Below are 16,118 nucleotides of genomic sequence, written 5' to 3' on the forward strand. Positions count from 1 at the left end.
TCCGAAAGGGGTGCGTCACATCGCGCCGCGCCATCTCCCGCGAGAGGATGCGGCCATGGCGACAGAGATGAGCAAGGACGAGTGGCACGCCTTCGTCTCGGAGGGCACGCGCACCGGCAAGCTGGCCACCGTACGGGCCGACGGATCTCCGCATATCGCACCGGTCTGGTTCGTCCTGGACGGGGACGATCTCGTCTTCAACACGGGCCGGGAGACCGTGAAGGGCCGCAATCTGCTGCGTGACGGGCGGCTGGCGTTCTGCGTGGACGACGAGCGGCCGCCGTTCGGCTTCGTGACGATCCGGGGCCGCGCCGAGATCGACGAGGACCCCGCGCGGCTGCTCCACTGGGCGACGCGCGTCGCCGCGCGCTATGTGGGCGAGGAGCGCGCCGAGGAGTTCGGCCGGCGCAACGGGGTCCCGGGCGAGCTGGTGGTCCGCGTACGGGTCGAGAAGGTCACGGCGTACGGGGACATGACGGACTGAGGGGCCCGGTCCTGGGGGATCATGGCGGCATGCCCCATGACCACACACACGTACGGGAGTTCTTCGGCGAGCGGGCGGCGCGCTGGGACGCCCGGTTCCCGGACGACGGCCCCGCCTACGCCGCCGCCGTCGCCGAACTCGGGCCGCGCCCCGGCGACGCGGTGCTCGACGCCGGATGCGGTACGGGGCGGGCGCTGCCGCCGCTCCGGGACGCCGTGGGCCGGGAGGGCACCGTTCTGGGCGCGGATCTGACCCCGGAGATGCTGACGGAGGCGGTACGGGCCGGACGACACCGCGCGGGGCGCCTGCTCCTCGCCGATGTGGCCCGGCTTCCGGTGCGTTCGGGGGCGCTGGACGCGGTGTTCGCGGCCGGACTGATCGCCCACCTGCCCCACCCCCGGGAGAATCTGCGGGAGCTGGCCCGGGTGGTGCGGCCGGGTGGCCGGCTGGCGCTGTTCCACCCCGTCGGCCGGGCCGCGCTCGCCGCCCGGCAGGGGCGGCGGATCACCGAGGACGACCTCCGCGCCGAGCACCGGCTCGGCCCGTTGTTGGCCGGATCCGGCTGGCGCATGGAGGCGTACACGGACGAGGACACGCGCTTCCTCGCGCTGGCGGTACGCGCCGACTGACACCCCCCGCGCCCCTGTTCAGGCCCCCTCCCCGCCCCCTCCCGGTCCCCTCCCCGTCCCTTCCCCTCGACGCCCGAGGCGGCGACTGGCTAGGGTGCGCCGACAGGCTGGACGGACGGTGGCCGGAGCGCGCCGTCGGACGAACGGGATCGGGGAGGTGCCGTGGCCGCGACGGAGGAGTCGGTGGACGACGACGCGCTGTACGTACTGACCGCGGCGCTGCTGACGCCGGCCCGTTTCCCCGCCGTGCTCGGCGACGACTATCCGGAGGCGTGCGGCGCCCTCGGGCTCGTGCCGTACCCGGGTGGCTACGGGCTGGTCCTGGGCCAGGACGGTACGGGGGCCCGGTGGACGGTCGTGGTGGACGACGTCTCCCTGGTCGCCGTCGCGATCGCGTCCTGGGACTGCGGTATGGAGTACGACCTCTCCCCCGGTGAACGCACCGTGGTGTGCGCGCTGCCCGGCTGGCCCATGGCGCTGGCGGTCGCGGCACCGGGGGTTCCCGCCCCGCACGATCCGGTTCCGGAACCGGCTCCGGAACCGGGGCAAGGTACGGGATCAGGACCGGAGCCGGACGGGGGCGCCGCCGGGCCCGGGTCCGGAGCCGGGCCCGAGGGTGTCGTACGGCTGCCCTTGACCCCGCCCGACACCTCGGCGTGGGGGCCGGCCCAGCGGCGGCTCGGGGCGGACGAGGTCGCGGCCCAATGGGCGTCGTGGCGCGAGCGGTTCGACGAGGCGGAGGACGCCGAGGACGCCGGGGACGTCGGGGACGTCGGGGACGCGCCAGACGCGGTGGCCTCCGCGCAGGCCGGGGCCGCCATGGACGCCGTGCGCGCCGAGACCCCTGACGCCTCCGGCGGGCGCCCGGCAGCCGGCGGCACCGGCCACCCGCCGGCGCCCTCGCACCCCGGGGTCGTACGGGTCCTGGCGGAGCTACGGGCCTACGTCGACGCCACTGCCACGGCACCGCCGCTCGGCCGGGTCCGCTCCGGCTTCGCCCCCGGCGAGGCACGGTCGCTCCGCGCCGACGGCCCCGGCTGGTCCTTCGTGGCCAGGACCGACGACATGGCCTTCGTCCTGCTGGACGGGGAGCCCGGCGAGGTACTGCCGGTGGGGCGCGGCCCGGAGCTGCCGGGGCTGCTCACGGCGCTCGACGAGATCGCCGTACGACCCACGTGAGACGCCCCACGCGGGTCGCACGGACCGCCCACGTGAGATGACCGCGCCCCGAGAGAGGCCGGCCTCCGGGGGCGGGCCCGAGCAGACCCCCGGGAGCCCGATCGGAGACCGGCCCGGATCCCGGACCCCGAGCCCCCGGACAGCCCCGAGGCCCGGCCCCCGGCTCCGCCGAGTCCGGCACCCGGTTCCGGCCCGAGAGGGGCCCAGGTCCCGGCGCCCGGTTCCGGCACCCAGGGCGAGGAGTGAGATCGGCCCGAGACGAGTCCCGGAGTCCAGTGGCCCAGGTCCGGCGCCCTCCCGGTTACCGGCGCCCGGAAGGGCGGCCCGGTGTCCGGTCCGCCGGGCCCCAGGCGCGGTGTCCTGCCGGTCGGGCCGGTCGGGCCGGTCGGGGTCAGAGTGGTTTCTGGAAGAAGCGGCTGTCCGGGTGGTCGCGGTAGAAGCCGAAGCCCGTGGTCGGCAGATAGCCGCTGGACTGGTAGAGCCGTACCGCTTCGGGGAGCACGTCGCCGGTCTCCAGCACCATCCGCCGCCGCCCCGCCGACCGCGCGCTCTCCTCCAGCGCGCCCAGGATGCGGCGGGCCAGCCCGCGTCCGCGCGCCTCGGGGACCACGTACATCCGCTTCACCTCGGCGTCTCCGCCGAGATATCCGTCGTCCGTGGTGTCCTGGGCGCGCCAGCCGCCGGAGGCGACGGGGGCGCCGTCTCGGTACGCGACGAGGAAGAGTCCGTTCGGCGCGGCGAAGTACGAGGGGCTCAGCGGTGTGGTGTCGTCGTGGCCGAAGCGCTTGCGGTACTCCGCCTGCACCTCGTCGCTGAGCCGGACGGCGTCGGGGTGGTCGAGGGCAACGGTGGCGACGGTGTAGTGCTGCACAGCCCCCGACCATATGCGTTCGCCCGAGCGATCCCGAAACGGAATTCCGGACCCGGGGACCGGACCATCGGTTCCCCGGGACCGGAACTCCGCTGGGCGCTCCTCAGCGGCCGTCGTCCCTCAGCAGCCGTCGCCCCTCAGCGGCCCAGCTCCTTGCGGCTGATCCTGCGCAGCCTCCGGCGCTGCGACGGGTCCAGCATCAGATACGCGGCGGTGGGCACCCCGACGACCACCAGCAGTGCGAACCAGAATCCGATCAATGGCGTCAGGAGAAGGCCAACGGCTACTCCCCCGATGGCGATCTTCGCGCTTGTCGACATCTCGACGCCTCCTTCGCGGCGTGGCGGCCGCTCCGTTCCCAGTCGGTGAACGTGCGCGGTCGTCCGCCAGTTCCACTCCACTATGCGCTCGCGCGCAGCGGCTCGCCTATGCGCTCGCGCGCAGCGGCTCGCCGACCTCGTGCAGGTGGCCGAGGGCCTGGCGGTACGAGTCGACCAGCCCTGTCTCGGTGTACGGCACCCCGAGCGCCCGGCAGTGCGCCCGGACCAGCGGCTGTGCGAGCCGCAGGTGGGGGCGGGGCATGCTGGGGAAGAGGTGGTGCTCGATCTGGTAGTTCAGCCCGCCGAGGAACCAGTCGGTGAAGAGCCCCCCGCGTACGTTGCGCGAGGTGAGGACCTGGCGGCGCAGATGGCCCCAGTCCTTGCTGTTCTCCGGGTCGGGCATCTCCATGCCCTTGTGGTTGGGCGCGAAGGCCATGCCGAGGTGGAGTCCCAGGATCATCTGGTTGATCACAGCGAAGACGAGGGCCTGCCAGACGGTGAGCGTGGTCAGCAGCAGGGTGACGTAGCCGACGACATGCGCCAGGAGCAGCAGTCCCTCCGTCGCCCTCCGGCGCGGCGGCATCCGGCGCGGCTCGCCGCCGCCCTGACCGGCCCGAACGGGCTGACCTGCCGGGTCGTCCTGGTCGGCTCGGCCGCCCTCACCACGCGCGAAGACCGCCTGGAAGCCGTAGACCTTGAGGGCGATGCCCTCCAACGTGGTGAGCGGGAAGAACAGCCAGGCCTGGTGGCGGGTGAGCCAACCGCGCAGCCCCGTGCGCCCCTCGGTCTGGTGCTGGGCGAAGACGAGGATGTCGGCGGCTACATCCGGGTCCTTGTCGAGGTGGTTGGGGTTGGCGTGGTGCCGGTTGTGCTTGTCGTTCCACCACTCCTGGCTCATGCCGAGCAGCAGATTGGCGTGGACGAGCTGGATCAGCCGGCTCTTCCTCCGGTCGGCGGTGATCTGGGAGTGTCCCGCGTCATGGCCGATGAACGCCATCCGCGCGGAGACGACCGCGAGCGGGGGCGCCAGGAGCAGCGCCCACCAGGAAGGTCCGATCAGGACCAGCCCGGCGACGATCGCGCCCAGGAGGAGGAAGTTGACGGCTATGCCCCGGGCGTACCAGGCGGTGCGGCGTTCCAGGAGCCCCTGCTCCCTGACCGTCCGCAGGAGGGGCGCGAAGTCGCTGCCCGCGCGCGGCGCTGCGGCGCCGGGGGCGGGGGGCGGCCCCGCGACCGGGGTCGCGGAGTCGGTGGGAGCTGTGGCGGCTCGGGGCATGTCGGTCTCCGGTCTGTGGGCGTGATGGCGAAACGGCGTGGTAGCGGGATGGCGTGCTGGCGAAACGGCGTGGTAGCGGGATGGCGTGCTGGCGAAACGGTGTGGTGGCGGGATGGCGTGGTGGTGGAAGGCGGCTCTGGGACGGGGCGAGCGGGGAAGAAGTCGCGCGTGCCCCGCTTGACCTCCAGAAACGTACGGTGGCGCGGATGGCGGGGACCATGGCGCCAACCCCCGGAACTACGGGGGGTTTTCGGGAGGGCCGAGGGTGCCGCCCGCCACCCCGGCCGGCCGGCGGGACGCGGTCGGCGGGCCCGGGGTGCGTCACGGCCCGGCGGCGGCGTTCTCCGGGCGGGGCGCTGATGGGGTACCCTCGGCGCCCCAGAGCTCCACTAGTCAAATTTGAGGAATGTGTTTTCGCCGTGCACAGCCTCCCTGCGGCACCGCCCTCCCGGACCCCCTGGACCACCGGACCCGCCCGCCGTTCCGTCGTCTTCCTCCCCGGTGACCCGGCCCGCGCCGGCCGGATCGCCTCCTGGGATCCCCATGACCCTCCCGAAGCCCCCGGCGGCCGCCTGGGCCCCGACGGCGTCCCGGGCACCCTGGCGGAGCTGGCCGTCGTCACCCCCGAGTGCCGTCTCGTCACCGTCACGGCACTGCTGACGCCGGTCGCCGACGCGCTCCCGTATCTGACCCGGGCCCGTGCCGCCCCCGGCGCCTCGCCGTCGGCCGCGTTCTGGGGTTCGGCCGCCCTGCTCGCGCTCGAACTCGCGGCCCGGGGACTGCTGCTGCCCGGGCTCACCGGTACCGACCAGGACAGTTGGCGGGCCGGTCCGCTCACCGCGCGGGACCTGGACCGGGTACGGGCGCTCGCCGCCGCGATGCCGCCGACCGCCCACGCCGTACCGCTGGGCGGACCGTCCGCTCCCCGGCCCACGACCGCCGCCGTACGCGAAACCGGCGGTTCCGAAGCCACCGGACCGGGCGAGCCCGGGGAAGGGACGCTGATGCTGCCCGAGCCCGAGCGACTGCTGCGGGACTTTCTCGACGCGGTCGCCGACACCCTGCCGCGTACCCCCGCCGCACCGGTTCTCGCCGGGGGCGACGCCTTCGCCGCGCCCGCGGCGACCCCCCGGCGCCGCTTCCCCGAACTCCGGGGCTGGACGGCCGATGTGGCCGCCGGGCACGACGCGGGCGTACGGCTCTCGCTCCGCGTCGAGGTCACCGGCCTGCCCGAGGTGGCCGGTCCGGGCGAGGCGGCCGGTCCGGGCGAGGCGGCTGATCCGGGCGAGGGCGCCGCTCCGGCGGACCCGGCCGGCGCCGTCTTCCGCGCCGTGCTCCAGATACACAGCGTCAGCGACCCCACGATCGTCGCCGACGCCGCCGATGTGTGGTCCGGCGCCGCCGTCACGGGCTTCGCCCCGCGCGCCCGGCTGGACGCCCTGCTCGCCCTGCGCCGGGCCGCCCGGGCCTGGCCGGCGCTCGCCCCGCTGCTCTCCGCCGCCGCGCCCGACGCGCTCGACCTCGCGGACGAGGAGGTCACCGAGCTGCTGGGCGAGGCGTCCGGGGCGCTCGCGGCGGCCGGCGTCCAGGTGCACTGGCCCAGGGAGCTGGCCCGTACCCTGACCGCCCGGGCCGTCATCGGTCCGTACGACCCGTACGACCCGTACAGCCCCCACGCCTCCCATACCCCGTACGACACCCTCGCGGACCCCGGCGAGCGGGACGGCGACGGGCGGAACCCGGATCCCTTCCGCTCCCTCGGCTCCGCCTCCCCCGACTCCCGCTCCCCCGGCGTCCTCTCCGCCGACGCGCTGCTCGCCTTCGACTGGCACTTCGCGCTGGGCGACACGCCGATCGGCCGGGCCGAGCTGGACCGGCTCGCCGAGGCGAGCCGCCCCCTCGTACGCCTGCGCGACCAGTGGGTGCTGATCGACCCGGCGGAGGTACGGCGTGCCCGCGAGAGCCGGAACACCCAGGTCACGCCGGTCGACGCGCTCGAAGCGGTGCTGACCGGTTCGACGGAGGCCGCCGGCCGCCGGGTCGAGGTCCGGGCCACCGGATGGCTCGCCGCGCTCCGCGACCGGATCGCCGACCCCGCCGGCACCGAACCTGTGATCGGACCGCCCGCGGCGCTCGACGCGACCCTGCGCGACTACCAACTGCGCGGGCTCGACTGGCTGCACCGGATGACCTCGCTCGGCCTCGGCTGCTGCCTCGCCGACGACATGGGCCTCGGCAAGACGATCACCCTGATCGCGCTCCATCTGCACCGGCAGGGCGAGCCGTCGGCCGCCGGGCCCACCCTGGTCGTCTGTCCCGCCTCGCTGCTGGGGAACTGGCAGCGCGAGATCGAACGGTTCGCTCCCGGCACGCCCGTACGCCGCTTCCACGGCACCGCCAGGACCCTGGAGTCCCTGGTGGACGGGGAGTTCGTGCTCACCACGTACGGCACGATGCGGCTGGACGCGGAGCGGCTCGCCACCGTCGACTGGGGTCTGGTCGTCGCCGACGAGGCGCAGCACGTCAAGAACCCGTACGCGGCGACCGCCCGGCGGCTCCGGCTCCTCGGCGGCCGGGCCAGGGTCGCGCTCTCCGGCACCCCGGTCGAGAACAACCTCTCCGAGCTGTGGGCGATCCTCGACTGGACCACCCCCGGGCTCCTCGGACGGCTCGGCACCTTCCGCACCCGTTACGCGCACCCCGCCGAGAGCGGGAGTGACCCGGCGGCGGCCGAGCGGCTGGCGGCGCTGGTCCGGCCGTTCCTGCTGCGCCGCCGGAAGTCCGACCCGGGGATCGCGCCCGAACTGCCGCCCAAGACCGAGACCGACCGGGCCGTCTCGCTGACGCCGGAGCAGACCGGGCTGTACGAGGCGGTGGTGCGGGAGACGCTGGAGGCGATCGCGGTGGCGGACGGCATGGAGCGACGCGGTCTGATCGTCACACTGCTGACCTCGCTCAAGCAGATCTGCAACCATCCGGCGCAGTATCTGAAGGAGGAGGCGGAGAAGGGGGAGCACGGGGAGCGCCTGCGGCTGACGGGCCGTTCGGGGAAGCTGGAGCTGCTGGACGAGTTGCTGGACACGATTCTGGCGGAGGGCGCGAGCGTGCTGGTCTTCACGCAGTACGTACGGATGGCGCGGCTGCTGGAGACGCATCTGGCGGCGCGCGGCGTACCGACGCGGTTTCTGCACGGCGGCACGCCGGTCCCGGAGCGGGAGGCGATGGTGGACGGCTCCAGCGCGGCGAGGTGCCGGTCTTCCTGCTCTCGCTCAAGGCGGCGGGCACCGGGCTGAATCTGACCCGCGCGGAGCATGTGGTGCACTTCGACCGCTGGTGGAATCCGGCGGTCGAGGCGCAGGCCACGGACCGGGCGTACCGGATCGGGCAGCACCGTCCTGTGCAGGTCCACCGGATGATCACGGAGGGGACCGTCGAGGACCGCATCGCGGATCTGCTCGCCCGCAAGCGGAAGCTGGCCGACGCGGTGCTGGGCTCCGGCGAGTCCGCGCTGACCGAACTGACCGACGCCGAGCTGGCGGACCTGGTGGAGCTGCGAGGGGGCACCCGATGACGTACGACACGCGCAAGGACACCGGGACCGAGGGTGCGGAGGACGAGACGGTACGGACCCTCGCGGCGCTCCCCCCGGCCCGGGGCCGTGGCTTCGCGCGGACCTGGTGGGGCCAGGTCTGGCTGAGGGCGCTGGAGGACACGGCGCTCGACGCAGGACAGTTGAAGAAGGGGCGGAAGGCGGCCCGCGAGGGCGCGGTCGGCGCGGTCTCCGTACGGCCGGGCCGGATCACCGCGGTCGTCCAGGACCCGGACGGCACGGCCCGGCGCAGCGATGTCCTGTTGCGGCGGCTGAGCGCGGCGGAGTGGGACCGCTTCCTGGACCTGGCGGTGGACCGGGCGGGCCATGTCGCGGCGCTGCTGGACCGGGAGATGCCGCCGCACCTGCTGGAGGACGCGGCGGACGCCGGGATCGAGCTGCTGCCCGGCATCGGCGATCTGGAGCCCGAGTGCGGCTGCGAGGCGTGGGACCACTGTCCGCACTCCTCGGCGCTCTGCTACCAGGTGGCGCGGCTGCTCGACCAGGATCCGTTCCTGCTGCTCCTGATGCGCGGGCGGGGCGAGCGCGCGCTCCTCGACGAGCTTCAGGTGCGCGGCGTGGCGCGGGCCGCGCGGACCCGCCCGGCGGAGGAGCCCGGCGCCGCGCTCTCCGGCGGGCCCGTGGGGGTGCCGGCCTCGGTGGCCTTCGCCGCGGACCGTACGCTGCCGCCGTTGCCCGCGCCCCCGGCGGCGCCGGACGGACCCGGCCGGCCGCCCGCGCTCGACACGGAGGACGCGCCGCCGGCGGGGGTCGACGCGGGCGCGCTGGAGTTCCTGGCGGCCGACGCGGCGGCACGCGCGCTCCGTCTGCTGAACGAGGCGCCGGCGCCGGACCACCACCAGGCCCCTCCGGAGCCGGAGTTGACGCCCCTGACGCTCCGCCAGGACGGCGTACGGCTGGCCGCCGCGTCCGGGGGCGATCGGTACGCGCACCGGCTGGCGCCGGGGACCGGGCGGCGGCGGGCGGAGCTGGAGCTGGCCGTACGGGCGTGGGGGTACGGGGGCGTCGCGGCCCTGGCCGTGTTGGAGGGGGAGCGGCCCCCGGGCCCCGAGGCGCTGGCCCGTGCGGCGGCGGCGCTGGACGCGGCGTGGGAGGACGACGACCGCCCGGCGCTGCGCGCGGCGGGCCGGGGCCGCTGGACGGTACCGGGCAGCGGGGCGCAGCTCCGGTACGGGGAGGACGGACGGTGGTGGCCGTACCGGAAGGAGGGTCCTCGCTGGACCCCGGCGGGCCCGTCGGCCCCGGACCCGGCCACGGCGCTGGCGGAGGCGGTCGCGGGGGCGGAGGCCGTCGCGGGGGCGGGAACGGAGGCGGGGGCGGAGGGGTAGGCGGACACGTCGGACCACCGCTCCCCGCAGAACGCTTGTCGTGCCGGTGTGCCGGGGTGACGATGGTCGGGTCCGGGGGGGGGAATCCGACCGGGGAGGCCGTGTGTCCGATGCCTGGGTGGCCCTGCGTACGGGCGCCGACCCGGTGGAGCGCCGGGGCGCGCTGCGGAGGGCGTACGAGGCGTTCGCGAGCGCCGGGCGGGTGGAGCGGCCCGTACGGCCCGTGGTGGCGGACTCCTGGCAGCGGTCGGCGCGGGCCCGTGTCGACCCGGAGGGCACTGCGGCGGTGGAGCTCTCGGACGACGAGTTGGCCGCGTACCGCGACGGGCATCCGCTCGCCCGGGTGCGGCCGCTCATCGGGGAGTTGACGGGCGCGTACGCCATGGACGGCGAGCATCTGGTCGCGGTCTGCGACGCGCACGGCCGGCTGCTCTGGGTCGAGGGGCACACCACGACGCGGCGGCTCGCGGGCCGGATGAACTTCGTTCCCGGGGCCCGCTGGTCGGAGGCGGTGGCCGGGACGAACGCGCCGGGGACCGCGCTCGCCGTCGACCGTCCCGTGCAGGTGTTCGCCGCCGAGCACTTCCAGCGGCCCGTGCACCCGTGGACCTGCGCGGCGGCACCGGTCCACGACCCGGCCAGCGGGCGGCTGCTGGGCGCGGTCGACATCACCGGCGGGGACCGGCTGGCCCATCCGCACAGCCTGGCCTTCGTCGCCGCCGTCGCACGCGCCGCCGAGTCGCAGCTGGCGCTGGTGGCGACCGAGCCGGAACCGGGGTCGGTACGGCTCTCCTCGCTCGGCCGGGACGAGGCTCTGCTCGTGGCGGGCGGGCGGAAGATCCGGCTGAGCCGGCGGCACAGCGAGATCGTGACGCTGCTCGCGCACCGCCCGGAGGGCGTCACCGGGGACGAGATGCTGGTCGGGTTGTACGAGGACGAGACGGTCACCCCGGTCACACTCCGCGCCGAACTCTCCCGGCTGCGCGGGCTGCTCGGCCCGGAGCTGCTGCGCTCGCGCCCGTACCGGCTGGCGGCCCGGGTCGACGCGGACTTCGACACGGTGGCCCGGCGGCTGGCCTCGGGCTCGGTGACCTCGGCGATGTGCGCGTACGCGGGCCCGCTGCTGCCCGCCTCCCGGGCCCCCGTGGTCGTCCGGCTCCGGCGGCGGCTGGCCGGTCAGGTGCGGGCGGCGCTGATCGCGCGCGGGGACCCGGGGCTGCTGGCGGACTGGGCGTACAGCCCCTGGGGCGAGGACGACCTGGCGGTCTGGCGGGAGCTGGCCCGCGTCCTGCCCGTACCGCAGCGTCCTGCCGCGCTGGCGCGGGTCGAGGAACTCGACGGGTGGCAACGGGCCTGACGCCGTCCGTACGGTCGCGAGGGCTGTCCGTACAGGGCTCCTGTCCGCACAGGGCTCCTGTCCGCACAGGGCTCCTGTCCGTACAGGCCGCCCGTCCGTACAGGCCGCCCGTGCGTACGGGCCGCCCCGTCCGTACGGGCCGCCCCGTCCGTACAGGCTCCACGGACCGTAGGGAACGGACCATCGCCCGGCCTCCCCCGCAGGCAGAACCGGACATATCTCCTTACTGTCGGTGGGGAGAGCGCCCCCGGGGAACGCCCCGCTGATCCACCGGAACTCCCGGGCGTGCCGTACCGGAACCGGAGGAGCCCGTATGCCGGAGCTGTTCATCGGCGGCGCTTGGACCGCCGCGTCCGGCGGGCAGGTGCGCGAGATCCGCTGCCCGGCGGACGGCACCCTCGTCGGTACGGTCGACGAGGCCGGGCCGCCCGACACCGTCGCCGCCATCGCGGCGGCCAGGGACGCCTTCGACCGCGGCCCCTGGCCCGCCACCCCGGCCGCCGAGCGGGCCGCGCTGCTGCTGCGGGTCGCCGGGCTGCTGGAGCGCGACAAGGCGGCGCTGGCCAGGGCCGAGTCGCTGGACACCGGGAAGCGGCTGGTGGAGAGCGCGTACGACATGGACGACATCGCGCGCTGCTTCCGCTACTTCGGCCATCTGACGGGCGCGGGCGGCACGGACCGGGTGGTGGACACCGGGGATCCGGCGGTGGACAGCCGGGTGGTGCACGAGCCGGTCGGGGTGTGCGCGCTGATCACCCCGTGGAACTATCCCCTCCTCCAGACCGCGTGGAAGGTCGCCCCCGCGCTCGGCGCCGGGAACACCTTCGTTCTCAAGCCGAGTGAGCTGACCCCGCACACCGCGATCCTGCTGATGCGGCTGCTGGCCGAGGCGGGGCTGCCGGACGGGGCCGCCAACCTGGTGCTGGGCGCCGGGCCGACCGCCGGCGGGCCGCTCAGCACGGACCCGCGCGTCGACATGGTGTCGTTCACCGGCGGTCTGGTGACGGGGCGGCACATCATGGCCGCCGCCGCGCCGACCGTGAAGAAGATCGCCCTGGAACTCGGCGGGAAGAACCCGAACATCGTCTTCGCCGACGCCGACTACGACGCGGCGGTCGACTACGCGCTGACCGCGGTCTTCCTCCACTCGGGCCAGGTCTGCTCGGCGGGCGCGCGCCTGCTCGTCCAGGAGGAACTGCACGACGCGTTCGTGGCGGACGTGGTGGCGCGGGCGCGGGCGATCCCGCTGGGCGGGCCGTTCGACGAGCACGCCCGCACCGGCCCGCTGATCTCCGCCGCGCACCGCGCCAAGGTCGAGGCGTATGTGGCCGCCGGGCTCGCCGAGGGCGCGGTGCTGCGCTGCGGCGGCGCCCGCCCGGAGGACCCGGCGCTGCGCGACGGCTTCTACTATCTGCCGACCGTGCTGGACGAGTGCACACCGGAGATGTCGGTGGTGCGGGACGAATCGTTCGGCCCTGTACTCACCGTCGAGCGGTTCCGCGACGAGGCGGAGGCGGTCGCGCTCGCCAACGACACCGTCTACGGGCTGGCCGGCGCGGTCTGGTCGCGGGACGAGGGCCGGGCGCACCGGGTCGCGGCACGGCTGCGGACCGGCACCGTATGGATCAACGACTTCCAGCCGTACGTACCGCAGGCGGAGTGGGGCGGGATGAAGCAGTCCGGCGTCGGGCGGGAGCTGGGCCCGGCGGGGCTGGCCGAGTACCAGGAGGCCAAGCACGTATGGCGCAATCTGGCGCCGAAGCCGCTGCGGTGGTTCGCGTGAGCACCGGCGGGCCGGGGGAAGGGTCACCGGATCAGAAGGGCGGGGCGGCCGGGACCGCCGCGCCCGGCGAGCTCCAGAGCCAGGAGGACGACGCCTCGCTCCAGGCGTTCGGCTACAAGCCGGAGTTGAAGCGCACCCTGGGCACCTTTCACACCTTCGCCGCCGGGATCAGCTACATCTCGATTCTGACCGGCACGTTCCAGCTCTTCTACTTCGGGGTCGCCTTCGCGGGCCCGGGCTACTGGTGGTCGTGGCCGATGGTCTTCCTCGGCCAGCTCATGGTGGCGCTCTGCTTCTGCGAGCTGGCCGCCCGCTATCCGGTGGCCGGTTCGGTCTACAACTGGTCGAAGAAGCTCGGCGGGCCGCATCTGGGGTGGCTGGGCGGGTGGATGATGGCGACGGCCACGATGGTCTCGCTGGCCGCGGTGGCCCTCGCGTACCAGATCACGCTGCCGCAGATCTCCACCGTGTTCCAGGTCGTCGGGGACGGCACCGGGCCGACCGACGCGGCGGCCAACGCCGTGCTCCTCGGCACGGTGCTGATCGTCTTCACCACCCTCGTGAACGCCTTCGGCGTCAAGCTGATGGCGCAGATCAACTCCGCCGGGGTGATGATCGAACTGATCGCCGCGGTCGTCCTGATCGGGCTGCTGGCGGCGCACATCACCCGGGGTCCGGGCGTGATCGTACAGACCGGGCAGTACGGGGCGGGGCAGTCGCTCGGCTACCTCGGTGCCTTTCTGACCGCGTCGCTGGCCTCCGCGTATGTGATGTACGGCTTCGACACGGCGTCGTCGCTCGGCGAGGAGTCGCTCCATCCGAGCCGCAACGCGCCGCGCGCGATCCTGCGGGCGCTCTGCGCCTCGTTCCTGATCGGCGGGTTGATCCTGCTCTTCGCGTTGCTCGCCGTACCGGACCTGCACGCGCCCGGTCTCGCCGCCGACGGGTTGCAGTACGTCGTGCTCACCACCCTCGGCACGACGGTCGGGCAGATCGTGCTCTGGTGCGTGGTGGTCGCCATCACGGTGTGCGCGCTGGCCGTGCACGCGGCCGGGATCCGGCTGGCGTTCGCGATGGCGCGGGACAACTGTCTGCCCGCGTCCCCGTGGATCGCCCGGGTCAGCCCCCGGTTCGGGACGCCGGTGGTGCCCGCCGTCTTCATCGGGGCCGTCGCGGTCGTCATCCTGGTGATCAACATCGATCAGCCGCAGATCTTCTCGGTGATCACCAGTATCGCGATCATCATGATCTACCTGGCCTATCTGATGGTCACCGTACCGATGCTGGTCCGGCGGCTGCGCGGCCGGTGGCAGCCGGCCGAGGGGCACTTCTCGCTCGGCCGGTTCGGGCTCCCGGTGAACGTCCTCGCGGTGGTGTGGGGGGCGGCCATGTCGCTCAACCTGGCCTGGCCGCGCCCCGAGGTCTACAACGCGACCGGCCCGCACCACTGGTATCTGCGGTGGGGCGCGTTCCTCTTCGTCGGCATTGTCGCGGGCGGCGGCTTCGCCTACTACTGGCTCGTCCAGCGGGGGCGCACCGGCGTACTGGAGGCACACCGCTCCCCGTGACCGCGCCCCTCCCCTGCTCGCACGCCCCCTGCTCTGCTCGCACGCCCCTCCTCCCCTTCCAGCCCTGGAGCAGCGATGGTCCCGGAGAACCCCGCGCAGGACGCCTTCGACTCCTTCGACTCCTTCGACTCCTTCGACTATGTGGTCGTCGGGGGCGGTACGGCGGGAGCCGTCGTCGCCGCCCGGCTGGCCGAGGACCCGGAGGTCACGGTCTGCGTGGTGGAGGCGGGCCCCTCGGACGTCGGTGACGAGAGCGTGCTGCGGCTCGACCGGTGGATGGCGCTGCTGGCGTCGGGGTACGACTGGGACTATCCCGTGGAGCCGCAGGAGAACGGCAACAGCTTTCTGCGCCACGCCCGCGCCAAGGTGCTCGGCGGCTGCTCCTCGCACAACTCGTGCATCGCCTTCTGGGCGCCCGCCGAGGACCTCGACGAGTGGGCGGCGCTGGGGTGTACGGGGTGGAGCGCGGCGGAGTGCTTCCCGCTCTACCGGCGGCTGGAGACCAACGACGCACCCGGTGACCACCATGGCCGCACGGGCCCGGTCACCATCCGTACCGTACCGCCGGACGACCCGTGCGGCGGCGCGCTGCTGGCGGCGTGCGCGGCGGCGGGCATCCCCGTCACACCGTTCAACACGGGGGCGACGGTGGTGCGCGGGGCGCACTGGTTCCAGATCAACGCGCGGGAGGACGGGACGCGTTCGTCCGCCTCGGTGTCGTATCTGCACCCGCTGCTCGGCAGCCGGCCGAACCTGGAGCTCCGTACCGGGCGCACCGCCGAGCGGCTGACCTTCGACGCCGACGGACGGTGCACGGGAGTCGAGTATCTGGAGCCCGACACGGTCCACACCGGTGCGGTCGGGGCGCGCCGGGAGGTGATCGTGTGCTGCGGGGCGATCGACTCGCCGAAGCTGCTGATGCTCTCCGGTATCGGCCCGGCCGGGCATCTGCGCGACATGGGGGTGGATGTACGGGTGGACTCCCCCGGGGTCGGCGCCCACCTCCAGGACCATCCGGAGGGCGTGATCATGTGGGAGGCGAAGCGGCCGATGGTCACCTCGTCCACCCAGTGGTGGGAGATCGGGATCTTCGCCGACACGGAGCCGGGGCTCGACCGGCCGGACCTGATGTTCCACTACGGGTCCGTCCCCTTCGACCTGAACACCTTCCGGCGGGGGTATCCGACCTCGGAGAACGCCTTCTGTCTGACGCCGAACGTGACACGGGCGCGCTCCCGGGGGACGGTCCGGCTGCGGACGCGTGACTTCCGGGACAAGCCCGAGGTCGATCCGCGGTACTTCACGCAGGAGCACGACATCCGGGTGATGACGTACGGGCTGCGGCTCGCCCGGGAGATCGTCGCGGGGGCGCCGATGGCCGAGTGGGCGGGGGCGGAGCTGGCACCGGGGCCGGGGGCGCGCTCGGACGACGAGTTGTTCGCGTACATCCGTGACACCCACAACACGGTGTACCACCCGGCGGGGACGGTACGGATGGGGGCGCCCGGCGATCCGTCGTCGCCGCTCGATCCGGCGCTGCGGGTGAAGGGGGTGCGCGGGGTGCGGGTGGCGGACGCGTCCGTGATGCCGCTGCTGACGACGGTCAATCCCTGCATCACCACGATGATGATCGGCGAGAAGTGCGCAGACCTGATCAAGAGCGGCCAAGCGGGCGCCGGATGACCGTGGCTGAGGCAACCTGCTTGCAACGTA

11 protein-coding genes and 1 pseudogene are annotated in these 16,118 nt (G+C 74.2%); 9 read left to right on the forward strand and 3 right to left on the reverse strand.

Going from position 1 to position 16,118, the window contains the following annotated elements; genetic code table 11:
• Window positions 1-55: 55 nt before the first annotated feature.
• The 3 genes from AB0O07_RS35830 to AB0O07_RS35840 all read left to right on the forward strand — a co-directional run bounded on the left by AB0O07_RS35830 (window position 56) and on the right by AB0O07_RS35840 (window position 2,292).
• Window positions 56-484, forward strand: a complete 429-nt coding sequence (locus tag AB0O07_RS35830) for a PPOX class F420-dependent oxidoreductase (RefSeq protein WP_365641727.1) — start codon at window positions 56-58, stop codon at window positions 482-484.
• Window positions 485-513: 29 nt separating this feature from the next.
• A complete protein-coding gene (locus AB0O07_RS35835; RefSeq protein WP_365641730.1) occupies window positions 514-1,113 on the forward strand; it encodes a class I SAM-dependent methyltransferase in 600 nt (199 codons plus the stop codon).
• Window positions 1,114-1,275: 162 nt separating this feature from the next.
• Window positions 1,276-2,292 carry a hypothetical protein gene (locus tag AB0O07_RS35840; protein WP_365641732.1) on the forward strand — a complete coding sequence of 339 codons (1,017 nt, stop codon included), beginning with the start codon at window positions 1,276-1,278 and terminating at the stop codon, window positions 2,290-2,292.
• A gap of 391 nt (window positions 2,293-2,683) precedes the next feature.
• Here the strand turns inward: AB0O07_RS35840 and AB0O07_RS35845 are convergent, their stop codons facing one another.
• The 3 genes from AB0O07_RS35845 to AB0O07_RS35855 all read right to left on the reverse strand — a co-directional run bounded on the left by AB0O07_RS35845 (window position 2,684) and on the right by AB0O07_RS35855 (window position 4,759).
• Entirely contained in the window at window positions 2,684-3,163 is a 480-nt protein-coding gene (locus AB0O07_RS35845) for a GNAT family N-acetyltransferase (RefSeq protein ID WP_365641735.1), read from the reverse strand.
• Window positions 3,164-3,300: 137 nt separating this feature from the next.
• Window positions 3,301-3,483 (reverse strand): hypothetical protein, encoded by a 183-nt coding sequence (locus tag AB0O07_RS35850; RefSeq protein WP_365641738.1) that lies wholly within the window; start codon window positions 3,481-3,483, stop codon window positions 3,301-3,303.
• A gap of 106 nt (window positions 3,484-3,589) precedes the next feature.
• Window positions 3,590-4,759 (reverse strand): acyl-CoA desaturase, encoded by a 1,170-nt coding sequence (locus tag AB0O07_RS35855; protein ID WP_365641740.1) that lies wholly within the window; start codon window positions 4,757-4,759, stop codon window positions 3,590-3,592.
• A gap of 359 nt (window positions 4,760-5,118) precedes the next feature.
• On the opposite strand from AB0O07_RS35855, the pseudogene AB0O07_RS35860 reads away from it, so the two are divergent.
• The 6 genes and pseudogenes from AB0O07_RS35860 to AB0O07_RS35885 all read left to right on the forward strand — a co-directional run bounded on the left by AB0O07_RS35860 (window position 5,119) and on the right by AB0O07_RS35885 (window position 16,088).
• Window positions 5,119-8,330 (forward strand): annotated as a pseudogene (locus AB0O07_RS35860) (DEAD/DEAH box helicase).
• Window positions 8,327-9,697, forward strand: coding sequence for an SWF or SNF family helicase (locus AB0O07_RS35865; protein WP_365641742.1), 1,371 nt, complete (start codon window positions 8,327-8,329; stop codon window positions 9,695-9,697). Before AB0O07_RS35860 ends, AB0O07_RS35865 begins: the two are co-directional and overlap by 4 nt.
• Window positions 9,698-9,800: 103 nt before the next feature.
• Complete coding sequence (locus tag AB0O07_RS35870) at window positions 9,801-11,054, forward strand: GAF domain-containing protein (RefSeq protein WP_365641745.1); 1,254 nt, start codon at window positions 9,801-9,803, stop codon at window positions 11,052-11,054.
• A 313-nt stretch (window positions 11,055-11,367) separates the two neighbouring features.
• Entirely contained in the window at window positions 11,368-12,837 is a 1,470-nt protein-coding gene (locus AB0O07_RS35875; protein WP_365641747.1) for an aldehyde dehydrogenase family protein, read from the forward strand.
• On the forward strand, window positions 12,825-14,405 hold the full coding sequence (locus AB0O07_RS35880) for an amino acid permease (RefSeq protein ID WP_365641788.1): 1,581 nt from the start codon (window positions 12,825-12,827) through the stop codon (window positions 14,403-14,405). Before AB0O07_RS35875 ends, AB0O07_RS35880 begins: the two co-directional genes overlap by 13 nt.
• 75 nt (window positions 14,406-14,480) lie before the next feature.
• The gene (locus AB0O07_RS35885; RefSeq protein ID WP_365641750.1) at window positions 14,481-16,088 is read left to right on the forward strand and encodes a GMC family oxidoreductase N-terminal domain-containing protein; all 1,608 of its coding nucleotides are present in this window, start codon (window positions 14,481-14,483) and stop codon (window positions 16,086-16,088) included.
• The last annotated feature ends 30 nt before the right edge of the window (window positions 16,089-16,118 follow it).

The organism is Streptomyces sp. NPDC093085 (genome assembly GCF_040683935.1).
In the GTDB taxonomy this organism is placed as follows: Bacteria; Actinomycetota; Actinomycetes; order Streptomycetales; family Streptomycetaceae; genus Streptomyces.